Source organism: Streptococcus constellatus (assembly GCF_902167705.1).
GTDB classification, from domain to species: domain Bacteria; phylum Bacillota; class Bacilli; order Lactobacillales; family Streptococcaceae; genus Streptococcus; species Streptococcus constellatus_A.
This window is the reverse complement of record NZ_CABHMZ010000018.1, coordinates 1-22,706: the sequence shown is the minus strand read 5'-3', so window position 1 is coordinate 22,706 and position 22,706 is coordinate 1. Positions and strand designations below refer to the sequence as shown.

Annotated in this window: 21 protein-coding genes, 1 other RNA gene and 1 pseudogene; 21 read left to right on the top strand and 2 right to left on the bottom strand. The window is 40.0% G+C overall.

Features of this window, described 5'->3' with window-relative positions; translation table 11 throughout:
* The 8 genes and pseudogenes from FQ204_RS05410 to ahpF form a co-directional block, all read left to right on the top strand.
* Positions 1–797, top strand: a 797-nt coding sequence (locus FQ204_RS05410; RefSeq protein WP_144209565.1) for an IS30 family transposase, incomplete at its 5' end; no start/stop codon positions are given.
* 25 nt (positions 798–822) lie between these two features.
* Positions 823–1,119, top strand: a pseudogene (locus tag FQ204_RS05405) (SLOG family protein); the annotation flags it as partial.
* A 69-nt stretch (positions 1,120–1,188) separates the two neighbouring features.
* On the top strand, positions 1,189–1,530 hold the full coding sequence (gene gpsB, locus FQ204_RS05400; protein WP_144209562.1) for a cell division regulator GpsB: 342 nt from the start codon (positions 1,189–1,191) through the stop codon (positions 1,528–1,530).
* A gap of 13 nt (positions 1,531–1,543) precedes the next feature.
* An RNA gene (gene rnpB, locus FQ204_RS05395) (RNase P RNA component class B) lies at positions 1,544–1,910 on the top strand.
* 55 nt (positions 1,911–1,965) lie between these two features.
* A complete protein-coding gene (locus FQ204_RS05390; protein ID WP_144209559.1) occupies positions 1,966–3,120 on the top strand; it encodes a class I SAM-dependent RNA methyltransferase in 1,155 nt (384 codons plus the stop codon).
* A 12-nt stretch (positions 3,121–3,132) separates the two neighbouring features.
* Positions 3,133–4,635 (top strand): cell division site-positioning protein MapZ family protein, encoded by a 1,503-nt coding sequence (locus FQ204_RS05385; protein ID WP_144209556.1) that lies wholly within the window; start codon positions 3,133–3,135, stop codon positions 4,633–4,635.
* A 104-nt stretch (positions 4,636–4,739) separates the two neighbouring features.
* Positions 4,740–5,306, top strand: coding sequence for an alkyl hydroperoxide reductase subunit C (gene ahpC, locus FQ204_RS05380; RefSeq protein WP_037597732.1), 567 nt, complete (start codon positions 4,740–4,742; stop codon positions 5,304–5,306).
* An 11-nt stretch (positions 5,307–5,317) separates the two neighbouring features.
* On the top strand, positions 5,318–6,850 hold the full coding sequence (gene ahpF / locus FQ204_RS05375) for an alkyl hydroperoxide reductase subunit F (protein WP_144209554.1): 1,533 nt from the start codon (positions 5,318–5,320) through the stop codon (positions 6,848–6,850).
* Positions 6,851–6,898: 48 nt separating this feature from the next.
* On the opposite strand, the gene FQ204_RS05370 is transcribed toward ahpF, so the two are convergent.
* Positions 6,899–7,381, bottom strand: coding sequence for an S-ribosylhomocysteine lyase (locus FQ204_RS05370; protein WP_144209551.1), 483 nt, complete (start codon positions 7,379–7,381; stop codon positions 6,899–6,901).
* A 195-nt stretch (positions 7,382–7,576) separates the two neighbouring features.
* On the opposite strand from FQ204_RS05370, the gene FQ204_RS05365 reads away from it, so the two are divergent.
* The 13 genes from FQ204_RS05365 to FQ204_RS05305 all read left to right on the top strand — a co-directional run bounded on the left by FQ204_RS05365 (position 7,577) and on the right by FQ204_RS05305 (position 22,104).
* Positions 7,577–9,184, top strand: coding sequence for a ribonuclease Y (locus FQ204_RS05365; RefSeq protein WP_144209548.1), 1,608 nt, complete (start codon positions 7,577–7,579; stop codon positions 9,182–9,184).
* A gap of 161 nt (positions 9,185–9,345) precedes the next feature.
* Positions 9,346–9,972, top strand: coding sequence for a guanylate kinase (gene gmk / locus FQ204_RS05360; RefSeq protein WP_144209568.1), 627 nt, complete (start codon positions 9,346–9,348; stop codon positions 9,970–9,972).
* A gap of 25 nt (positions 9,973–9,997) precedes the next feature.
* Positions 9,998–10,312 (top strand): DNA-directed RNA polymerase subunit omega, encoded by a 315-nt coding sequence (gene rpoZ / locus FQ204_RS05355; protein ID WP_003031464.1) that lies wholly within the window; start codon positions 9,998–10,000, stop codon positions 10,310–10,312.
* 58 nt (positions 10,313–10,370) lie between these two features.
* A complete protein-coding gene (locus FQ204_RS05350; protein WP_144209545.1) occupies positions 10,371–12,752 on the top strand; it encodes a primosomal protein N' in 2,382 nt (793 codons plus the stop codon).
* A 73-nt stretch (positions 12,753–12,825) separates the two neighbouring features.
* Entirely contained in the window at positions 12,826–13,761 is a 936-nt protein-coding gene (gene fmt / locus FQ204_RS05345; protein ID WP_144209542.1) for a methionyl-tRNA formyltransferase, read from the top strand.
* Entirely contained in the window at positions 13,751–15,064 is a 1,314-nt protein-coding gene (gene rsmB / locus FQ204_RS05340) for a 16S rRNA (cytosine(967)-C(5))-methyltransferase RsmB (RefSeq protein WP_144209539.1), read from the top strand. Before fmt ends, rsmB begins: the two co-directional genes overlap by 11 nt.
* Positions 15,065–15,082: 18 nt before the next feature.
* The gene (locus FQ204_RS05335; protein ID WP_144209537.1) at positions 15,083–15,823 is read left to right on the top strand and encodes a Stp1/IreP family PP2C-type Ser/Thr phosphatase; all 741 of its coding nucleotides are present in this window, start codon (positions 15,083–15,085) and stop codon (positions 15,821–15,823) included.
* Positions 15,820–17,703: a Stk1 family PASTA domain-containing Ser/Thr kinase gene (gene pknB, locus FQ204_RS05330; protein WP_144209535.1), complete on the top strand. Its 1,884-nt coding sequence runs from the start codon at positions 15,820–15,822 to the stop codon at positions 17,701–17,703. The genes FQ204_RS05335 and pknB overlap by 4 nt, the downstream gene beginning before the upstream one ends.
* Positions 17,704–17,963: 260 nt before the next feature.
* A complete protein-coding gene (gene liaF / locus FQ204_RS05325; RefSeq protein WP_144209533.1) occupies positions 17,964–18,662 on the top strand; it encodes a cell wall-active antibiotics response protein LiaF in 699 nt (232 codons plus the stop codon).
* Complete coding sequence (locus FQ204_RS05320) at positions 18,659–19,654, top strand: sensor histidine kinase (RefSeq protein ID WP_144209532.1); 996 nt, start codon at positions 18,659–18,661, stop codon at positions 19,652–19,654. The genes liaF and FQ204_RS05320 overlap by 4 nt, the downstream gene beginning before the upstream one ends.
* Before the next feature lies 1 nt (position 19,655).
* Positions 19,656–20,288, top strand: coding sequence for a response regulator transcription factor (locus FQ204_RS05315; protein ID WP_144209530.1), 633 nt, complete (start codon positions 19,656–19,658; stop codon positions 20,286–20,288).
* A 39-nt stretch (positions 20,289–20,327) separates the two neighbouring features.
* Complete coding sequence (locus tag FQ204_RS05310; RefSeq protein ID WP_144209528.1) at positions 20,328–21,728, top strand: bifunctional Cof-type HAD-IIB family hydrolase/peptidylprolyl isomerase; 1,401 nt, start codon at positions 20,328–20,330, stop codon at positions 21,726–21,728.
* A gap of 1 nt (position 21,729) precedes the next feature.
* Entirely contained in the window at positions 21,730–22,104 is a 375-nt protein-coding gene (locus FQ204_RS05305; protein ID WP_144209526.1) for a S1 RNA-binding domain-containing protein, read from the top strand.
* Positions 22,105–22,211: 107 nt separating this feature from the next.
* Here FQ204_RS05305 and FQ204_RS05300 read toward each other — a convergent pair whose 3' ends face one another.
* Positions 22,212–22,529, bottom strand: a complete 318-nt coding sequence (locus FQ204_RS05300; RefSeq protein WP_144209524.1) for a DUF960 domain-containing protein — start codon at positions 22,527–22,529, stop codon at positions 22,212–22,214.
* Between the last annotated feature and the right edge of the window lie 177 nt (positions 22,530–22,706).

The following is a 22,706-nucleotide window of genomic DNA, read 5'->3' as shown; positions in this document are numbered from 1 at the left end:
TCGGTGATTCCGCAGTCTTAGCACAGGAACAGTACGACCACAGGGCTAAGCAAAAAGGTCGGAAGTCTTGTTTAACACCAAAGTTGAAAAAGGAAATTGAGAACGGTTTAAAATCCTCCTGGTCGCCTGAACAGATTTGTGGGCGCTATCAGCTTGAACAAAAGCCAATGGTAGCTTTTAAAACCATCTATAACTGGCTCTATGCTGGTTTGATTGATCTGGATTTAAGCGTCCTCCGTCGTAAAGGAAGAACTCGACAACCCAAAGAAACACGTGGGACATTTAGGATTGGCACGCCGATTGCCAAACGTCCTAAAGAGGTTCGGAATCGTGAAACTTTTGGCCACTGGGAGCTTGATACTGTAGTGTCTTCCAGAGGCAAAAGCAAGGGGTGTTTAGCGACTTTTCTAGAGCGAAAAACTCGTTTTTACTTAGCCTTCAAGATACCAGATAGAACAGCCAAAGCCATGTTTTCAGCCATCGAACAACTTTGTAAGCTATTTCCAAAAGAGACTCTTAAAACCTTCACTTCAGACAGGGGAAAAGAGTTCGCCTGCTATCCTCTAGTAGAGAATTTAGGAATTTCCTTTTTCTTTGCGGACGCCTATTCATCTTGGCAGAGAGGAAGTAATGAAAACGCAAATGGCTTACTAAGAGAATATTTCCCAAAGAAAACAGATTTAGCTGCTATCTCTGATGAGGCTTTGAACAAGGCCTTATATGATATCAATCACCGACCACGAAAATGTTTAGCTTACAGAACTGCTTATGAAGCTCTAGTGGATGAGTTAGAGTAAATGTTGCACTTATTCTTGCAATTTATCTTTTGAAAATCAAGGCGCAAACTGGAATGAAGCCAATCGAGAAAAATTAAGCCGTTTCAAACAAGTCGATTTTGTTAAATATGCTTATGCTCATTATGAAAATCCAAGTCAATTTCGTGATTACAATCATTTCCTGCTCAGTAATACAGACGGGGCTTATATTTTTTACGATGAGGAAAATGAAACGAATTTAAAATATCTTTACCAGATGATGAAAAAACAAGAACAATATTTTATCAAACAATTAACATTTGATGACTTGAACGAAGTCGCAGAAAATTTTTCTGAAAATTAGATGTTTAACCTTGATTTTTGCAGTTCATTTTTTATATAATGAAAGTAATAAACAAGAATGGAGAGAGAAATGGCAAGTATTATTTACACACCGAAAGATATTTTTGATCAAGATTTTAAAGTTGGCGTCCGAGGTTATAGCAAGGTAGAAGTGGATGAATTTTTAGATGATGTCATTAAAGATTACGAAACGTATGCCGCTTTGGTAAAGGAATTGCGTGAAGAAAATGCTCGCTTAAAGGCGGAACTTGCTAACAAGCCAAATGAGGCAGCGACTTCACCTTTGACGCAATCCATAATGGAAACTCCTCAAGCGGCATCTGCTACGCTGACAAATTTTGATATTTTAAAACGTTTAAACCGTTTGGAAAAAGAAGTATTTGGCAAGCAAATCTTAAATAACGAAATTTAATCAGTAATGTGCAATTTTTGGATAATCGCGTGAAGAGTTCGTCTTTTCATGAGGAAAGTCCATGCTAGCACGGGCTGTGATGCCCGTAATGTTTGTGCTAGGTGAAACAATAAGCCTAGGGACGGAAATATCCGTTACGGCGACCGAAATGGCTAAGTCTCTGATAAGCCAAAATAGGTCTGAAAGTGCCACAGTGACGTAGTTTTTGCGGAAACGCAGGAAGTGGAACGCGGTAAACCCCTCAAGCTAGCAACCCAAACTTTGGTCGGGGCATGGAATGCGTGGAAACGAACGCAGCATTCTGACTGGAAACAGTAGACAGATGATTATCGAAGGAAATGATACCTAGTTATTTCTGGAACAAAACATGGCTTATAGAAAGTTGCATATAGGTTTAGCTAGCGTATTATGCTAGCTTTTATTTTGAGAGGACAAATGAAAACAAATTTTAAGTTGATTGCGACTGCTGCGGCTGGTTTAGAGGCTGTAGTTGGTCGTGAAATCAGAAATCTTGGCTTAGAATGTCAAGTTGAAAATGGGCGAGTTCGGTTTGAAGGAAATGTTGAGACCATTATTGAGACCAATCTCTGGCTGCGTGCTGCAGACCGCATTAAGATTGTTGTTGGCAGCTTTCCAGCTAAGACTTTTGAGGAATTGTTTCAGGGTATTTTTGCTTTAGATTGGGAAAATTACCTACCGCTTGGAGCTAAATTTCCAATTGCCAAGGCAAAATGTGTCAAATCAAAACTCCACAATGAACCAAGTGTACAGGCTATTTCTAAAAAAGCAGTTGTTAAAAAGTTGCAAAAGCACTATGCTCGACCAGAAGGCGTCCCCTTAATAGAAAATGGAGCAGAGTTCAAAATTGAAGTTTCTATTTTGAAAGATGTAGCTACTGTTTTGATTGACACGACAGGATCTAGTCTCTTTAAACGTGGCTATCGGACTGAAAAAGGTGGCGCACCGATTAAAGAAAATATGGCGGCTGCGATTTTGCTCTTATCCAATTGGTATCCAGACAAACCTTTGATTGATCCGACTTGTGGCTCTGGAACTTTCTGTATTGAAGCAGCTATGATTGGCATGAATATGGCGCCGGGGCTTCATCGTCATTTTGCGTTTGAAGAATGGAATTGGGTTGACTCAGACTTGGTTGGGCGTGTTCGTGCTAGAGCTTTAGGTCAGATTAAGCAAGATATTCAGCTTGATATTTTAGGGACTGATATTGATGCACGTATGGTGGAGATTGCCAAGCGAAATGCCGAAGAAGCAGGTGTTTCTGAGCAGATTGTTTTCAAGCAAATGCGTTTGCAAGATTTGCACACCGACAAGATAAATGGTGTCATCGTTTCCAATCCGCCTTACGGCGAGCGATTGTTGGATGATGATGCTGTGACCAAGCTTTATCAAGAAATGGGACAGACTTTTGCACCACTAAAGACGTGGAGTAAGTTTATCTTAACGAGTGATGAAGCATTTGAAACAAAATTTGGCAGTCAAGCCGATAAAAAACGCAAACTCTATAATGGAACTTTAAAAGTTGATTTGTACCAATATTTTGGTCAGAGAGTCAAACGTCAGATAGATTAGAAAGGATTTGCCGTGAGTAAAGACGAAAAACATTTGCCAGAACAAGAAGAATCGATTCTTGATTTTGAAACAGCTAAAGAAATGACAATTGGTCAGGCTGCTCGAAAAAGCGAAGAACTTGAAGCAGGAGTGACGGAAGAGGATAATGTGCTGGATAAATACATTAAACAGCACCGCCAAGAAATTGAAGCTGGAAAATTTTCGGCTCAATCTGTAGAAGAAATGCCTGAAGTAGAAGACCAAGAACAACTGAGTCAGTTAGATTTGGCAACATTTATCCAAGAGATGCACGAGGATGTTCAAGAGGAAGAAGTCTTAGAAGCTGCGGATGTAGCGTCTGAAGAGTCTGCCTTTGATGAAACGGTCGCTGCACTTGCAGCCAGCGAAGCAGAGCCGCAAGAAACTTTGGAAGAAAACAGCACACAGACTTCAGAGGAATCAGAGGCTGAGCCGGAAGTAATGGAAGTAATTCAGCCTGAAATGGATGATATTCCTGTGAGTTCAACGGAGCCAACGGAAAGCTATTCGACTTTTACAGCGCTGGATGAAGAAATGGAAACAGAGAAAGTTCCATTTTATAAAAATAAGAAAGTCCTCTATTCTGCAGCGAGTGTCGCTTTACTAGCTCTAATCGGTGGGACTGTTTATCTGTCGTTGAATAGAAAGCAAGCAAAGCCAGCTACAAATTCAACGAGCCAAACCAGTAAATCTTCTACTACTTCTAGCTCTGAAAATAAGGATTTGAAGGCTTTTAATAATCTTTATGATTCATTCTTTACGGATGCAAACAAATTAGCTTTGAAAAATAGTAGTTTTGGCAATTTAGATAAATTGAAAGCAGCACTAGAAAAATTAAAAAATACCAACGAATACAATGTTGCAAAAGCAAAATATGATAGTTTGGTCAAACAAGTTGAGGCTGTTCAAAATGTGAATGCGCAATTCACTTCAGCAGCTATTACAGATGGCGTTTTGGATACTAAAGCAAAGGTTAAGGCTGATGCTAAATTTACAGATGTCACAACTGGAAATACGGACTTGGATAAGGTGTTGAAATCTGCGATTAACTTAGGAAAGAGCCAGCAAGTGGCAACGCCAGCTCCTCAAACAGAAGAAGCAGCAACTGCTGCACCGTCACAAAGCCCCGCTCAAGCCCCTGTAGCAGAACAACCAGCTTCTGTACCAGCGCCAGCAACTGCTCCAGCAGCACCAGCGTCGGGCACGAATTTACAGCGTCATTTAAGTCGAGTGCCATACGACCAAACTAAAATTAACGACAGTAATAATCCAGCTTGGAATTTCAATCCTGGTGTGTTAGAGAAAATCTTAGCAACCTCACGGGAACGTGGTTACTTCACAGGAGATAATTATATTCTTGAGCGTGTGAATATTATCAACGGAAATGGTTATTACAATTTATTTAGAACAGACGGTACTTATCTCTTTAGTATCAACTGTAAAACTGGCTATTTTGTAGGAAATGGCGCGGGTTATGCAGATGCTTTGGACTATTAGGAAACGTTTTCAAGCAAATTGTTAGACTCTAAAAACCTTATACGCTATAATAAAGCGTATAAGGTTTTTATTTTATAATTAAACTATTTTTGGAGGTAATCCTTATGTCACTTATTGGTAAAGAAATTGTCGAGTTTACAGCAGATGCTTATCATGCTGGAAATGGAAAGTTTATTACAGTTTCTAGCGAAGATTTAAAAGGTCATTGGAGCGTTGTTTGCTTCTATCCTGCTGATTTTTCATTTGTTTGCCCGACTGAGTTGGAAGATTTGCAAGAGCAGTATGCAGCTCTTAAAAAGTTAGGTGTAGAAGTATATTCTGTTTCAACAGACACCCATTTTACACACAAAGCTTGGCATGATCATTCAGATGCCATCGGAAAACTTGAATACATCATGATTGGCGATCCATCTCATACCATTTCACTTGGTTTTGATGTGTTAGATGAAAGTGGATTGTCTCAACGTGGTACTTTTATCATTGACCCAGATGGAGTTGTACAAGCACTTGAAATCAATGCAGATGGTGTTGGGCGTGATGCTTCTGTCTTGATTGATAAAATCCATGCTGCACAATATGTTCGGAGTCATCCAGGTGAAGTTTGCCCAGCTAAATGGAAAGAAGGAATTGAAACACTTACACCAAGTCTTGATTTAGTTGGTAAAATTTAAGGAGGCTTCTTATGGCTTTAGATGAAACAATTAAAGCGCAACTTAAGCAGTATTTGGAGCTTCTAGAATCTGATGTTGTGTTTCAGGCTTCTTTAGGTCAAGATGAGCGTTCTGAGCAGGTACGAGCTTTTTTAGAGGAAATCGTAGCGATGTCTCCACGTTTATCACTGGAAAATACAGAAACTAATCGCCAACCAAGTTTTACTGTTACACAAGTTGGTCAAGCAGGGCGTGTGCAGTTTGCAGGACTTCCCTTAGGACATGAATTTACATCTTTTGTGCTTGCTTTGCTACAAGTCTCTGGTCGCGCACCCAAAGTAGAAGATGCTGTTATAAACCGAATTCAGGCTATCCAATCCCCGCTTCATTTTGAAACTTATGTCAGCTTAACCTGTCATAATTGTCCAGACGTTGTGCAAGCTCTCAATGTAATGGCTATTCTGAATCCCAATATCAGCCACACAATGGTCGAAGGAGGCATGTTTAGACAAGAGGTTGAAGACAAAAAGATCATGGCTGTTCCAACGGTTTTCCTAAATGGTGAAGAATTTGCGAATGGTCGTATGACAATTGAGCAACTGCTTGACAAGATTTCTGGACCTGCTTCAAGTGAGGAATTTGACAAAAAAGAACCATTTGATGTCTTGGTCGTTGGGGGCGGACCTGCAGGAAATAGCGCAGCTATTTATGCTGCTCGTAAGGGAATTCGTACAGGTATGGTCGTTGAAACTTTCGGTGGACAAGTCATGGAGACCGTCGGTATTGAAAATATGATTGGCACGCCTTATACAGAAGGACCTAAACTGATGGCGCAAGTAGAAGAACATGCCAAGAAATATCCAATTGATATCATGAAGAATCAACATGTGAAGAATATCGAGAAAAAGGATTTGATTGAAGTTGAGCTTGAAAATGGAGCTGTTCTGAAAGCGAAAACGGCAGTTCTTTCTGTTGGTGCTCGTTGGAGAAATGTCAATGTTCCTGGTGAAGAAGAATTCCGAACGAAAGGTGTAACCAATTGTCCACATTGTGACGGTCCTATTTTTACAGGTAAAAAAGTGGCTGTTATTGGTGGAGGAAATTCTGGAATTGAAGCAGCAATTGACTTAGCTGGTCTGGCAGAGCATGTCTATGTGTTAGAATTTCTGCCAACTTTGAAAGCCGATCAAGTATTGCAAGACCGAGTGCACCAACTTGAAAACGTGACGGTTCTAACCAATGTAGCAACAAAAGAAATTCATGGTTCCGATCAAGTTGAAGCCATTACTTATCTCGATCGTGCGAATAATGAAGAACATAAAATTGAGCTCAGTGGTGTCTTTGTTCAAATTGGTCTTTTGCCAAATACAGACTGGCTTAAGAATAGTGCAGTGGCTTTAAATGAGCGCGGTGAAATCGTTGTTGATAAACATGGTGCGACAAATGTTCCAGGAATTTTTGCGGCAGGTGATTGTACCGATAGCGCTTATAAACAAATCATTATTTCAATGGGTTCAGGAGCGACAGCAGCTCTCGGAGCGTTTGATTATTTGATTCGTCAATAAAAAAGAAAATGTGTAGGAAACCTGAAATTTCCTACATATTTTTAAATTTTACACAAGATGGCGTTCAAAAGGATCGTCAGAGATGCCTTGTTCTAAAATAAGTTTGCACCATTCTTTGGCAGAAAAGAGACTGTGGTCTTTGTAATTTCCGCAGGATTCAATGGTTGTACCAGGAACATCATCCCAAGTCGTTACTTCAGCAATTTCCTCTAAAGATGGCTTGATGACTTTGGCAATTTCAGTCGTACTATGCCGACCCCACATAATCATGTGAAATCCTGTCCGACAGCCAAAAGGTGAGCAATCAATCATCCCCTCAATCCGAGTACGAATGAGCTTTGCTAGGAGATGCTCAATTGTGTGTAGCCCAGCAGTTGGAATAGCATCTTCATTAGGCTGTACGAGACGAATATCAAAATTAGAGATAACATCGCCCTTGGGACCAATTTCTTCCCCAATCAAACGCACGTAAGGGGCTTTGACAATCGTGTGATCCAACTCAAAACTTTCAACAATGACTTCTTTGACCATAAATAGAACTCCTTTTGCTTTTAGAAAATTATATCATATTTTATCTTTTTAAGAAAACTTAGCTGAGAGAAGGGCAAATGAAATAATATGTGAAAATGTTCACTTTTAATAAGAATTTAGTTTGTGAAAAATTGATTTTTATGATAAAATAATTAAGAATTTTACAATTCAATATCAATAATTTGAGGTAAAAACATGGAAATGATTTTTGCAGGTGTTTTTGCCGTCATCATTGGTTTAGTCATTGGATATGTAAGTATCACAGCTCGCATGAAATCAGCGAAAGAAGCTGCGGAACTTACTCTTTTAAATGCTGAACAAGAAGCAACTAATTTACGTGGACAAGCTGAGCGCGAAGCGGATTTGTTATTAAAAGAAGTGAAGCGTGAAAGTAAATCCCTTAAAAAAGAAGCACTGTTAGAGGCAAAAGAAGAAGCCAGAAAATATCGAGAGGAAGTTGAGGCAGAATTTAAATCTGATCGTCAAGAGTTGAAGCAATTGGAAAGTCGTTTGACAGAACGTGCGACAAGTCTTGATCGTAAAGATGACAATTTGACCAACAAAGAAAAAACGCTCGAACAGAAAGAACAAAGTATTTCTGACAGAACAAAAAACCTTGAGGCGCGTGAAAACAAACTGACAGAGTTGGAGCAACATAAAGAAGCAGAATTAGAACGTGTTGCTGCACTCTCACAAACAGAAGCCCGAGATATCATCCTCACTCAGACTGAGGATAAGTTGTCAAAGGAAATTGCGACACGGATTCGTGAAGCAGAGCAAGAAGTCAAAGAACGTTCTGATAAGGTGGCAAAGGATATTTTAGTCCAAGCCATGCAACGGATTGCAGGTGACTACGTTGCGGAGCAAACCAACTCAACAGTTCATTTGCCAGACGACACAATGAAAGGTCGGATTATCGGACGTGAAGGTCGGAATATTCGGACGTTTGAAAGTTTAACTGGTATTGATGTCATTATTGATGATACACCAGAAGTGGTGACTTTATCAGGATTTGATCCTATTCGACGTGAGATTGCACGCATGACAATGGAAGCACTGTTAAAAGACGGCCGTATCCATCCAGCTCGCATTGAAGAATTAGTAGAGAAGAATCGTCTGGAAATTGACCATAAGATTCGTGAGTATGGTGAGGCAGCGGCTTATGAAATCGGTGCACCAAACTTACATCCGGACTTAATGAAGATTATGGGACGCTTGCAGTTCCGTACTTCCTATGGACAAAATGTATTGCGTCATTCTGTTGAAGTTGCTAAGTTATCTGGTGTTATTGCGAGTGAACTCGGTGAAAATGCTAACTTAGCTCGTCGTGCGGGCTTCCTTCACGATATTGGCAAGGCTATTGACCGTGAAGTGGAAGGCAGCCACGTGGAAATTGGAACAGAATTGGCTCGTAAGTACAAGGAACATCCAATTGTGGTCAATACAATTGCCAGTCATCATGGTGATGTAGAACCTGAAAGTGTGATTGCAGTTATTGTTGCCGCAGCTGATGCGCTTAGTGCGGCTCGTCCTGGTGCCCGTAGCGAATCCCTTGAAAGCTATATCAAGCGTCTGCAAGACTTGGAAGAAATTGCCAATAGCTTTGAGGGCGTGAAAAATAGCTTTGCCTTACAAGCAGGTCGTGAGATTCGGATTATGGTCAATCCTGGTCAAATCAAAGACGATAAGATTACTATCTTGGCTCATGATGTGCGTGAAAAGATTGAAAATAACCTTGAATATCCGGGAAATATCAAAGTAACGGTTATTCGGGAAATGCGTGCTGTAGATTACGCCAAATAGACCTTGCTTAACATGAGTTGCTCATCTATGATATACAACTCTCTGTAAGCAAATGCTGCCTATATTGATTTTCAAAAACAAGCACATATCTATGCGAAAAAGCAGTTGAAAAAATACTGCTTTTTTGTTACACTAGATAGAAAGACAATGAAGGAGATATGATGGCGGATCGTGGCTTGTTAATCGTTTTTTCTGGTCCCTCAGGTGTGGGGAAGGGAACGGTTCGACGTGAGATTTTTGAAAGCTCAGACAATCAGTTTCAATACTCTGTATCCATGACAACTCGTGCTCAGCGTCCTGGTGAAGTGGATGGGGTGGATTATTTTTTCCGTACGAGAGAAGAGTTTGAGGAGTTGATTCGACAAGGTCAGATGTTGGAGTATGCAGAGTATGTCGGCAATTACTATGGAACTCCTTTGAACTATGTGAATGAAACCTTAGATAAAGGAATTGATGTTTTCCTTGAGATTGAAGTTCAAGGGGCGCTTCAAGTGAAGAAAAAAGTTCCAGATGCTGTTTTTATCTTTTTGACGCCACCTGATTTAGCAGAATTACAAGATCGTTTGGTGGGGCGCGGAACAGATAGCGCCGAAGTGATTGCCAGACGCATTGCCAAGGCAAGAGAAGAGATTGCTCTCATGCGCGAATATGATTATGCCATTGTCAATGATGAAGTTCCTCTGGCTGCTGAGCGCGTCAAACGTGTGATTGAAGCTGAGCATTTTCGAGTGGAACGTGTCATTGGTCACTATCAAGATATGCTGTCAGAACAACTTTCAGTAAGATAAGAATTTAGAAATTAGGTAAAGAATTATGATGTTAAAACCTTCAATTGACACCTTGCTTGATAAGGTGCCTTCAAAATATTCCTTGGTGATTCTTGAAGCAAAACGTGCTCATGAATTGGAAGAAGGAGCAGCTCCAACCCAAGAGTTTAAGTCTGTCAAATCAACACTTCGTGCTTTGGAAGAAATCGAATCTGGCAATGTTGGGATTCACCCAGATCCTGAAGGCAAGCGAGAAGCAGTTCGTCGACGTGCTGAGGAAGAACGCTTGCGCAGAGAAGAAGAAGAGCGTAAAATCAAAGAACAAATTGCGAAGGAAAAAGAAGAGGGTGAAAAAATTTAAGGTTGGGTCAGCTCAATCTTATTTTTTCTTTTACTGAGAAATGAGAGGTGGTGAGAAAGTGCAGATTGCAAAAGTCATTGTGGATGTTCCTCTAATGCAGACAGATAAACCTTATAGTTATGCGGTGCCGAAAGAATTTTCGACTATGTTAGAAATTGGCATGCGTGTGCATGTGCCTTTTGGGAAAGCCAATCGCTTGATTCAAGGGATTGTCGTAGAGCTAGCAGAAGAAACGACAACAGAATTGAAAGAGCTCGCAGAGGTTTTGGACTTTACGCCAGTTTTAAATGAGGAGCAGCTGTGGTTGGCAGAAGAATTGAGAAAATCTGTCTTTTCTTACAAAATTTCAATTTTAAAAGCTATGTTGCCGGGATTTCTGAACTCCAGTTATGATAAAATTCTTCATGCTCAACCTTCTTTGAATGAAGAAGATCGACTGCTCATTTTTGACAATGCAGATCAGCAGCATTTCTCATCGCTTGATAAAGAATTGCAAGCTAAGGTAATGCGTTTGACGCGGCAAGGAGCGATTCAGGTAGAATACCAAGCGATAGATCAAAAGCATATTAAAACAGAAAAATGGTATCAGGTTAATCACGAGATTTTAGGTCAATTGGTCATTCCTAATCGGGCGAAAAAAAAGCAAGTCTTGCGAGAAATTTTGCAAGCTCAGACTGGAATATATCGTTTAGCAGACTTGAAAGAAACATTTTCACGGGAAATTATTCACTATTTTATAGAGCAAGCAGCCTTGCAAATCGTTGAAAAAGAGGTGAGTCGTTCTGAGGCTTATTTTGAAAATATTTCAGCGTCTTCTGCCTTGGTGTTAAATGAAGAGCAGGAAGCTGCGGTTCAAGCTATCACGCAGCAAATTGGGCATGACGGAAAGCCGCTTCTGCTAGAAGGAGTGACAGGTAGCGGTAAGACGGAGGTCTATTTGCAGGTCATTCAGGAGGCGCTCAGCTGTGGCAAGACAGCCATTATGTTAGTGCCTGAAATTTCCTTGACACCACAAGTTACCAATCGTTTTATTGCTCGTTTTGGAAAAAAAGTTGCTATTCTTCATTCGGGGCTTTCAAATGGAGAAAAGTACGATGAATGGCGCAAAGTTGAGCGTGGAGAAGCGCAAGTTGTCGTTGGCGCTCGTTCTGCCATTTTTGCTCCTTTAAAAAATATTGGAGCTATTATCATTGATGAGGAGCATGAAGCGAGTTACAAGCAAGACTCCAATCCACGCTATCATACACGAGATGTCGCTTTACTACGTGCGAAGTACAATCAAGCCGTTCTGGTGTTGGGGTCGGCAACGCCGAGTTTAGAAAGCAGAGCGCGGGCTGGCAAAGGTGTGTATCACTTTTTGCAACTGACCAAGCGAGCAAATCCGCAAGCTCAGATTCCTGAAGTGGAAATTGTGGATTTTCGTGATTACATTGGACAGAATGAAACTAGTAATTTCACGCCTGTTTTGTTAGAAGCCATTCAAGATAAGCTAGATAGAAAAGAGCAGGTTGTCTTAATGTTGAATCGACGGGGCTATTCTAGTTTTGTCATGTGTCGTGAATGCGGAACGGTTGACACCTGTCCAAATTGTGATATTTCCTTGACCTTGCACATGGATACCAAAAGTATGAATTGTCACTATTGTGGTTTCTCAAAAGGAATTCCTCATAGTTGCCCGAATTGTTCCAGCAGGAGCATTCGTTACTATGGGACTGGGACGCAAAAAGCCTATGATGAATTGGCAGAAGCCTTTCCACTGGCTCGAATTTTGAGAATGGATGTTGATACTACTCGGAAAAAGGGCAGTCATGAACAAATTCTCAAAGAGTTTGGGGAAGGACAGGCAGATATTTTACTGGGAACCCAGATGATTGCAAAAGGACTGGATTTTCCAAATGTTACTCTCGTTGGAGTGCTCAATGCAGACACGGCTCTGAATTTGCCAGATTTTCGTTCGTCTGAGCGCACTTTTCAACTCTTAACCCAGGTTGCAGGGAGAGCAGGACGAGCTGAAAAAGAAGGACATGTAATTATTCAAAGTTACAATCCGAAACATTATGCGATTGTATTTGCGAAGAAGCAGGATTATGAGGGCTTTTATGCCTATGAAATGGGCATTAGAAGGCAGTTGGCCTATCCACCTTATTATTTTACGGTGGGGCTTACCCTATCTCACAAAATGGAAGCAGAGGTCGTTAAAAAATCATACGAAGTGCTGAATATGATACGTTCTGGCTTATCAGACAAGGTTCAGATATTAGGACCAACTCCTAAGCCGATTGCCCGCACTCACAATCTCTATCATTATCAATTGATTATTAAATACCGTTTTGAAGAGCATTTGCAAGAGGTTTTAAATCAGATTTTGGATTGGACGCAAGAAAAAGACAATAAGGACTTACGTTTAAGTATAGACCACGAGCCACAAAGTTTTATGTAGCCTTATTTTAGCTTTTTTTAAAGAAAAGCAGGCTTTCTTCTGATATAATAGTAAAAAAGAATATGAGGAAACCATGACAAGTATTATTTTTATGGGAACGCCGGATTTTTCTGCAACGGTGCTTAAAGGATTGTTGGAGAGCAAGCAGTACGAGATTTTGGCAGTTGTAACCCAGCCAGATCGTGCAGTAGGACGCAAAAAAGAAATCCGCATGACACCGGTCAAGCAGGTGGCTTTAGAGCATCATTTAGCCATTTATCAACCAGAGAAATTGTCTCAAAGCAAAGAGTTGGAAGAAATAATGGCACTTAGTGCAGACGGGATTGTCACAGCAGCTTTCGGTCAATTTCTGCCGAGCCGGCTATTAGATTCGGTCAGTTTTGCCGTCAATGTGCATGCTTCGCTATTACCCAAATATCGTGGAGGGGCCCCTATTCATTACGCCATTATCAACGGTGACAAAGAAGCCGGTGTGACTATTATGGAAATGGTCAAAGAGATGGATGCGGGTGATATGATTGCGCGTCGAGCGATTCCTATCGAGGAAACAGACAATGTTGGTACGATGTTTGAAAAGTTAGCGTTGGTCGGACGCGATTTGCTACTTGAGAGTTTGCCTAGTTATATAGACGGAAATTTAAAACCAGTTCCGCAAGACAAAAATCAAGTTACTTTTTCACCAAATATTTCACCGGAAGAGGAGAGAATTGATTGGACCAAGACCAATCGACAACTTTTTAATCAGATTCGAGGCATGTATCCGTGGCCAGTGGCGCATACGCTTTTAAATGGAGAACGTTTTAAAATTTACGAAGCCACTCCAGTAGAGGGCTCAGGACAGGCTGGAGAAATTCTTGCTATCGGAAAAAAAGAATTGATTGTAGCAGCTGGTAAGGGTGCACTTTCTCTTCAAACAGTACAGCCAGCTGGGAAGCCAAAAATGACAATCGTTGATTTTCTGAATGGTCTGGGTCGGCAGTTATCGGTAGGTGATTGCTTTGGTCAATAAGAAAAAAACAGCGCGACAAACGGCTCTTGCAGTTTTAGAAGAAGTTTTCTCAGAGGGGGCTTATTCCAATATTGCTCTCAATCAGGCTTTGCTAGAGGCGCCTTTAAGTTCTGTTGATAAAGGACTTGTAACAGAAATCGTCTATGGAACGGTTGCGCGCAAAATGACCTTAGAATGGTATCTATCTCATGTCATTGAAGACCGTGAAAAGCTAGATTCCTGGCTTTATATTCTCTTGTTGATGAGTTTGTATCAAATACAGTATCTTGATAAAATTCCAGTGCATGCAGTTGTCAATGAAGCGGTAGAACTAGCAAAGGTGCGAAAAAAAGGAAGTGAAAAGTTTGTCAATGCAGTGCTGCGAGGGTTATTGCGGGACGGTGTGGCAGATATCGCTAGCATTAAGCGTAAAAACAAACGCTTTTCTATTCAATATTCTCTGCCAGTTTGGCTGGTTAAAGTGCTGATTGAAGAGTACGGTGAAACACGAGCTCTAGCCATTTTCGAGAGTTTATTTCTTCGAAATAAAGCCAGCGTTCGAGTAGTGGACTTGAGCCGTAAAGAAGAGTTGAAACAACTGTTGCAGGCTGAAGAGTCACTATTAGCTCCGAGCGCATTGGTGAAAAATCACGGTCATTTTGCAGGGCATGCCTTGTTTGAAGAAGGGACTATTACTATTCAAGACGAGTCTAGCCAATTGGTCGCGCCAAGTCTTGATTTACAAGGCAACGAGAAAGTGCTAGATGCATGCAGTGCGCCGGGTGGCAAAACCATGCACATTGCTTCTTACTTAACGACAGGGCAGGTCACAGCATTAGATCTCTATGACCATAAGCTGGCTTTGATAGAAGAAAATGCACAGCGCTTAGGTGTGGCAGATAAAGTGATCACGAAAAAGCTAGACGCGAGAAAAGTTTTTGAAACTTTTGGCGCAGATGCTTTTGATAAAATTTTAGTCGATGCACCATGTTCAGGAATTGGCTTGATTCGACGGAAACCAGATATTAAATACAATAAAGAAAATGCAGATTTTACCTCGTTGCAAAAAATTCAGCTTGAGATACTGGATAGTGTTTGTCAAAGCTTGCGAAAAGGTGGTATAATAACTTACAGTACCTGTACGATTGTTTCGCAAGAAAATTTTCAAGTTGTTGAGCAGTTTTTGGCAGCTCATCCAAATTTTGAACAGGTAAAACTAGAACATAATAGACAGGATATTCTAAAAGACGGCTGTATCTTAATTACACCGGAATTATATGGAAGTGACGGATTTTTCATCAGTCAATTCAAACGAATATCCTAATAGGAGGAAATTGACAGTATGGAAATTTCATTATTAACAGATGTTGGTCAGAAGCGTACAAACAATCAAGATTACGCCAATCAATTTGTTAATCGTGCTGGTATGACAATGGTTCTTTTAGCAGATGGTATGGGAGGTCACCGTGCCGGTAATATTGCTAGTGAAATGGCAGTAACAGACCTCGGTGCTGCTTGGGTGGATACTCAAATTGATTCTATTAACGGCGTTCGTGAGTGGTTCGCAGAACATCTCGAAACAGAAAATCAAAAAGTTCACCAATTTGGTCAAGATGAAGAGTACAAAGGCATGGGAACAACACTTGAAGCCCTAGCGATTATTGGTAATCAAGCAATTTATGCCCATGTAGGGGATTCTCGTATCGGTTTAGTGCGCGGTGAAAGTTATCGTCAGTTGACGAGCGACCATTCTTTGGTAAATGAATTGCTTAAGGCGGGACAAATTACGCCTGAGGAGGCAGAACGTCATCCACAACGCAACATCATCACCCAATCAATCGGCCAAAGAGGCGAAGTGCAGCCTGATGTTGGTATGATTAGTCTAGAGGACGATGATTACATTGTTTTAAATAGCGATGGTTTGTCCAATATGATTTCAGAAAGTGAAATTTATGATATTATGACAAGCGATATTGCTCTTTCAGAAAAGGCAGAAACCTTGATTCGTTTTGCAAATAATGCAGGCGGTCTGGACAATATTACAGTTGCCCTAGTTCATTATCATAAGGAGGACGCAGAATGATTCAAGTCGGCAAGATATTTGCCGGACGATATAAAATCATCAAACAAATTGGTCGAGGTGGCATGGCAGATGTTTACTTGGCCAAAGATTTGATTTTAGACGGGGAAGAAGTCGCGGTTAAAGTTCTAAGAACGAATTATCAGACGGATCCGATTGCTGTGGCGCGTTTTCAAAGAGAGGCGCGAGCCATGGCAGACTTGGACCATCCTCATATTGTTCGGATTACCGACATTGGAGAAGAAGAAGGTCAGCAATATCTAGCAATGGAATATGTGGCTGGACTTGACTTAAAGCGCTATATTAAAGAGCATGCTCCTTTGTCCAATGAAGAAGCGGTTCGAATCATGGGACAAATCCTTTTGGCGATGCGTTTGGCACACACGCACGGGATTGTTCACCGTGATTTGAAACCTCAAAATGTCCTTTTAACTCCAGATGGTGATGCAAAAGTAACGGACTTTGGAATTGCGGTAGCTTTTGCAGAAACGAGCTTAACGCAAACCAACTCTATGCTGGGCTCTGTGCATTATCTATCACCAGAACAGGCGCGTGGTTCAAAAGCGACTGTTCAGAGCGATATTTATGCCATGGGGATTATTTTCTATGAAATGCTGACAGGACATATCCCTTATGACGGAGATAGTGCTGTTACAATTGCTTTGCAGCATTTCCAAAAGCCTCTTCCTTCTGTGATTGCTGAAAATCCAAATGTTCCACAAGCATTAGAAAATGTAGTCATTAAGGCAACGGCTAAAAAATTAACAGATCGTTATCAATCTGTTGCAGAAATGTATGTGGATTTATCAAGCTGTTTATCTGCAGATCGCCGAAATGAGAAAAAGTTGGTTTTTGATGATACTGCAAAAGCAGACACCAAGACGCTTCCTAAGGTATCACAAAATACGTTAACTTCTGCAAGCAAACCAACTACTCCTACGCCTATAAAAGAAGCAGTCAGTAGTAGTCCTAAACCCACAACCAAACCAAAAGCAAAGAAAAAACGTCGTTTAAGAACGCGCTATAAAGTTTTGTTATCGGCAGTAGTTTTAGTTATTGCAGCTCTGGTAGCTTTAGTCTATTTGAGTCCGTCAAATGTAAAAATTCCAGATGTTACTGGAAAAACCATTGCACAAGCTCGTTCTGCAATTGAAACGGCAGGTTTGAAGGTTGGCAAGGAGAAAGACGAATATAGCGACTCTGTAAAAAAGGATTCCGTCATTCGTACCAATCCAGAAGCGGGAACACAACGCCGTGAAGGAAGCACAGTGGATCTGATTGTTTCAAAAGGTACAAAAAACTTCACTATGGAAGATTATACTGGTCAGAAAAGAGCAGATGCTATCAACAGTTTGGTACAAAAATACAAAGTTTCAAAAAGTTTGATTAAAATAGAAGAAGTTGAAAGTAGTGAGTATGCGGCAGGAACAGTTATTGGTCAAACGCCAGCAGCAGGTAGTACATATGATTTGACTTCAAAGACACGTATTACGTTAAAAGTAGCGAAGACGGTTTCAAGTGTTGCCATGCCAAGTTATATCGGTTCAACCTATGAATTTGCCTATAATAATCTGACCGAAGTTATTGGAGTTCAAGGTGCTAATATTGAAAAACGAACGGTTACAACAGCTCCAGCGGGAACACAAGCACATACGATTATCAGACAAACCCCAGAAGCAAATCAGTCTTTGGATTTGAAGAGTGACCGCATTGTCTTATATGTATATGAGCCAAAAACTGAGGATTCTTCGACATCTGAAAGTAGCGCGCAATCTGAAAACAGTTCAGAAAAAAGTAGTTCATCGACCGGCAACTCCTCAACTAGCGGCAATGATGAATCAAGTTCAAAAACACCAGACACAAGTGCTAGTGCAAGTAATTAAAAAAGTGAGAGGATAAAATCGTGGTTTTATTAAACCGATTTTTCCCTCACTCTTTTTTGTGCTCGTTTTACATCATTGATGAGCGTTGTTTTTAATCAATCAAGTTTATCCAGCATATTGTAAATAAAAATGTTAACTTTTAAGACTACAAACTTGAACTTGACGATATTTTCTTCCATTTCACATCCTTATTTTCATACCTTAGTCGGAGGAATTTTTGAAAGTTTTTGATACAATAGAATCAGAAAGGTATCGAGACTATGCGAAAGATCCAATTTTTTATTTTTGTTGAATCTATTCTATTAACATTTGCATTAGTGACTATTTTGTCTGGTCATTTTTCACGTGTTATTCTTTTTTTGGTGCTTTTCTTGCTGATGCTCTATTATTATTTTGGTAAACAAAGAGGAAATTTCCTGCTAGTAACTTCTACCATATTGCTTTTTTTCATTATTATGCTCAATCCTTATGTCATTGCTGCCTTGCTCTTTGCGGTTATTTATGGCATGATTGTTGCTTATCCTTATATTTATAAAGAAAATGGAGTGACAACTCTCATCTTTGATGATGCAGTGGAGCAAAAACGAGAGAACAATCAATGGTTAGGAAATCTTCATCATTTTGCTTCGTCTGATACCTGTCAATTTGATGATATCAACCTTTTCCGTCTCATGGGGAAAGACACGATTCATTTGGAACAAGTCATTGTTACAAACCATGACAATGTGATTATTTTGCGAAAATTTTTTGGAAATACAAAAATCATTGTGCCAGTTGATGTGGCAGTCAGCCTAAAAGTGAATAATCTATATGGTGAATTGCAGTTTTTAGATCAACCTGTCTATGAATTGCGAAATGAAAGTCTCAGTCTAACGACGCCAGACTTTAAACGAGCGCATAAAAGCGTCAAAATTGTCCTGTCAACGTTTGTGGGAAATGTTGAGGTGGTTCGCAAATGAAAAAAGTCTACTACCTTTTGATTAGCTTTTATTCCTTACTCATTTTAGGAATCATTATTCATTATATTTTTAGCTTATTTAATTTTGACTGGCAACTGATTTTTAGTAATGTAGAACGGCTGGAAAAGTTCAGTTTCTTTGTGATTGTGCTGACTTTATCTCTGACGATGCTAATGATTTTAGGCGTTAAAGTGATTCAAATGATTACTTTGTCGACCATTCAGACAAACTTGAAAAATGTTTTGGAGGGGCGGGAATTGCAAAAAATGCAGCAACCGGAAATTGATGCATCTTTTCGGCAGATAGCAGAGAAATTAAATCATTTAACAGAAAATCTGCAAAAGTCAGAGAACCGTGCCTTGCAAAATGAAGAGACGATTATTGAGAAAGAGCGAAAGCGAATTGCGCGTGATCTGCACGATACGGTCAGTCAGGAACTTTTTGCTGCCAATATGATTTTGTCAGGTGTGACAGGTCAAGTGGAGAACTTAGATACGGATAGCTTATCGAAACAATTGACTGGCGTATCAGGAATTTTAAATACTGCCCAAAGAGATTTGCGTATCTTGCTTCTACATTTGAGACCGACAGAGTTGGAAGGAAAAAGCTTGGTTGAAGGGCTGAATCTTATTTTAAAGGAGTTATCAGATAAGAGTGACATTGAGGTGAGTTTTCATCATGATGTTCAAAAATTACCGAAACAGATTGAGGAGCATATTTTCCGGATTGCTCAGGAAATTATCAGTAATACGCTTCGCCATGCTAATGCGAATCATTTAGATGTTTATCTGTATCAAACACCGTACGAATTGCAGTTAAAGATGACAGATGATGGAATTGGCTTTGAGCACACTTCGTCTGATGAATTGAGCTATGGTTTGAAAAATATAGAAGAAAGAGTAAACGATATGGCAGGAACGATTCAGATTTTAACGGCTCCTAAACAAGGAGTAGCGATTGACATTCGTGTACCTTTATTGAAAGGAGTTTAGGATGCAGATTTTATTAGTAGATGACCATGAAATGGTACGACTTGGCTTAAAAGGTTATTTGGATTTACAAGACGATGTGGATGTAGTGGCAGAAGCTTCAAATGGTCGCGAAGGAGTTGAAAAAGCTCTGGCATTACGACCAGATGTGATTATGATGGACATTGTTATGCCTGAAATGAGTGGGATTGAAGCGACACTTGCTATTTTGAAAGAATGGCCTGAAGCTAAAATTCTCATTTTGACGTCTTATTTGGATAATGAAAAAATTTATCCGGTTTTAGACGCAGGTGCTAAAGGTTATATGCTCAAAACTTCTAGCGCTGATGATATTTTACGGGCTGTCCGAAAAGTAGCTAAGGGTGAACTTGCCATTGAAACAGAGGTCAGCCAAAAAGTGGAATATCATCGAAATCATATTGAATTGCATGAAGATTTGACTGCGCGTGAGCGAGATATTTTAGGACTATTAGCAAAAGGGTATGAAAATCAACGTATAGCAGATGAATTATTTATTTCTTTAAAGACAGTAAAAACTCATGTGTCGAATATTTTGTCCAAATTGGAAGTAAGTGATCGCACACAAGCTGTTGTCTATGCTTTCCAGCACCACCTCGTTCCACAAGATGACATTTAGTGGTATAATAGAAAACAAAATAATGGCTAGAGGAAGATTATGGACGCAAAATTAAAATATAAATCCAAGAAAATCAAAATCGTCTTTTTTGATATTGATGATACGTTGCGGGTAAAAGATACTGGCTACATTCCAGAATCTATCAAAACGGTTTTTAAACAGTTAAAAGAAAAAGGAATTTTGACAGGAATTGCTTCAGGGAGAGGAATTTTTGGTGTAGTTCCAGAACTGAAAGCATTGCAGCCTGATTTTTTTGTCACTTTGAATGGTTCATATATTGAGGATCAGGCAGGAAAGGTTGTCGCGCAAACCCCGATTGATCGAAATTTGGTAGAAACGTATATTGCATGGACGAAGGAAGTTGGGATTGATTTTGGACTCGTCGGCAGTCATCAGGCAGCCCTTTCAACAAGGACACCGCTCATTGATGAAGCGATTGATATTGTTTATCCGAATCTGCCGATTCAGCCTGATTTTTATCAAAATCACAATGTTTATCAGATGTGGACATTTGAAAATGTTGGAGACAGCCTGCAATTACCGAAAGAGCTTGGGGAACATCTGCGCTTGGTTCGCTGGCATCCACATTCATCAGATGTGGTTCTGACAAATGGTTCAAAAGCATCTGGAGTTGCGAAAGTTGTTGAGTATCTAGGATTGAAACCGGAGAATGTCATGGCTTTTGGTGATGAACTCAATGATTTAGAATTGTTTGACTATGCAGGTATCAGCATTGCTATGGGCATTTCACATGAAAAGATCAAAGCAAAGGCTGACTTTGTAACAAAAACAGTAGAAGAAGACGGCATTTTTTATGCTTTAAAGGAGTTAGGAATGATAGAAAAAGAATTGCACTTTCCGCAAGTGGCGATTGAAAAAACAGAAGGTCCGAAAGCGACTATTAAAACAAACCACGGAGATTTGAAAATCCAACTATTTCCAGAACAAGCACCGAAGACGGTAGCTAATTTTATTGCTTTATCAAAAGATGGTTACTATGACGGCGTGATTTTCCACCGCATTATCAAGGATTTCATGATTCAAGGTGGAGATCCAACTGGTACGGGTATGGGTGGTGAATCCATTTATGGTGAAAAGTTTGAAGATGAATTTTCACCAGAATTGTATAATATCCGTGGTGCACTTTCGATGGCCAATGCAGGTCCAAATACAAATGGCAGTCAATTTTTCATCGTGCAAAATAGCAAGATTCCTTATGCTCAAAAGGAACTAGAACGAGGTGGTTGGCCAACACCGATTGCTGAAATCTATGCAAGCAAGGGTGGAACGCCGCATTTGGATCGTCGGCATACTGTATTTGGGCAATTGTTAGATGAATCCTCTTATCAGGTATTAGATAAGATTGCAGCAGTTGAAACTGGTGCAATGGATAAACCGCTTGAAGATGTTGTGATTGAAACCATTGAAATTGAGGATTGAGATGAAAATTGGTGAAAAACTAAAAGGCCGAATTACTGGGATTCAACCTTATGGTGCATTTGTGGAATTAGAAACAGGAGCAATGGGCTTGATTCATATCTCGGAGATTCGGACAGGCTATATTGAAAATATCCATGAGCTGCTACATGTGGATGATCAGGTCTTGGTGCAGGTGATGGATTATGATGAATTTTCAGGCAAGGCTAGTTTGTCTATGAGAACGCTGGAAGAAGAGAAGCATCATTTACCTAAACGTCACCGCTTTTCAAATGACCGTTACAAGATTGGTTTTGCACCGCTCGCCAAAAGTTTGCCAACTTGGACCAAGGAGGCAATGGATTTTCTGAATCGGTCAAAAGAAGAAAAAAATGTATAGTAGTGTGATGGCGTTCATACCCAAGCAAAATCCCTCAATAAAGTATACTTTATTGAGGGATTTTGCTTGTTTTCATATATTTACGAGTGATTATATAGTCATCATGATTACATCACAGCATACTCATCTGGCAGCATAATGGTTTCTTTGCCATTGTTGTCCGTTACAAAGATTTCTCGCGGAAAAAATGGATTGAAAGTATCATTAAAATCAAAAGAGATGACAGTCGCTAGACTCTCTTGCGAAAATCGAAAAGTCATTTTTCCTTTGTTGTTGATGAGTTCAAATCGGAGAAGCTCGTCTAATTCAAACACACCTTTTAGAAAATTGTCAATAATATACCAGAAGTTGTCAATGATATCATCTGGCAAACTGGTTACAACGCCAAAACTGGCATAGCGTCCACGTGTATTTGTAAAAGCCATCGTTTCTTCCTTTCTGTGCTTATTCATCAAAGTATTTTCTATATGATACATAAAATAAGCTTGAATTGCAAGAAATTGTTCTTTGAACATGATAAGTTGTAAGAATAAGTGCAACATTTACTCTAACTCATCCACTAGAGCTTCATAAGCAGTTCTGTAAGCTAAACATTTTCGTGG

Excerpts from the sequence above, each read along its gene's own strand:
- gpsB (WP_144209562.1), top strand. The coding sequence starts at position 1,189 with ATGGCAAGTATTATTTACACACCGAAAGATATTTTTGATCAAGATTTT.
- FQ204_RS05390 (WP_144209559.1), top strand. The coding sequence starts at position 1,966 with ATGAAAACAAATTTTAAGTTGATTGCGACTGCTGCGGCTGGTTTAGAG.
- ahpC (WP_037597732.1), top strand. The coding sequence starts at position 4,740 with ATGTCACTTATTGGTAAAGAAATTGTCGAGTTTACAGCAGATGCTTAT.
- ahpF (WP_144209554.1), top strand. The coding sequence starts at position 5,318 with ATGGCTTTAGATGAAACAATTAAAGCGCAACTTAAGCAGTATTTGGAG.
- FQ204_RS05370 (WP_144209551.1), bottom strand. The coding sequence starts at position 7,381 with ATGGTCAAAGAAGTCATTGTTGAAAGTTTTGAGTTGGATCACACGATT.
- FQ204_RS05365 (WP_144209548.1), top strand. The coding sequence starts at position 7,577 with ATGGAAATGATTTTTGCAGGTGTTTTTGCCGTCATCATTGGTTTAGTC.
- gmk (WP_144209568.1), top strand. The coding sequence starts at position 9,346 with ATGGCGGATCGTGGCTTGTTAATCGTTTTTTCTGGTCCCTCAGGTGTG.
- rpoZ (WP_003031464.1), top strand. The coding sequence starts at position 9,998 with ATGATGTTAAAACCTTCAATTGACACCTTGCTTGATAAGGTGCCTTCA.
- fmt (WP_144209542.1), top strand. The coding sequence starts at position 12,826 with ATGACAAGTATTATTTTTATGGGAACGCCGGATTTTTCTGCAACGGTG.
- FQ204_RS05335 (WP_144209537.1), top strand. The coding sequence starts at position 15,083 with ATGGAAATTTCATTATTAACAGATGTTGGTCAGAAGCGTACAAACAAT.
- pknB (WP_144209535.1), top strand. The coding sequence starts at position 15,820 with ATGATTCAAGTCGGCAAGATATTTGCCGGACGATATAAAATCATCAAA.
- liaF (WP_144209533.1), top strand. The coding sequence starts at position 17,964 with ATGCGAAAGATCCAATTTTTTATTTTTGTTGAATCTATTCTATTAACA.
- FQ204_RS05320 (WP_144209532.1), top strand. The coding sequence starts at position 18,659 with ATGAAAAAAGTCTACTACCTTTTGATTAGCTTTTATTCCTTACTCATT.
- FQ204_RS05315 (WP_144209530.1), top strand. The coding sequence starts at position 19,656 with ATGCAGATTTTATTAGTAGATGACCATGAAATGGTACGACTTGGCTTA.
- FQ204_RS05310 (WP_144209528.1), top strand. The coding sequence starts at position 20,328 with ATGGACGCAAAATTAAAATATAAATCCAAGAAAATCAAAATCGTCTTT.
- FQ204_RS05305 (WP_144209526.1), top strand. The coding sequence starts at position 21,730 with ATGAAAATTGGTGAAAAACTAAAAGGCCGAATTACTGGGATTCAACCT.
- FQ204_RS05300 (WP_144209524.1), bottom strand. The coding sequence starts at position 22,529 with ATGGCTTTTACAAATACACGTGGACGCTATGCCAGTTTTGGCGTTGTA.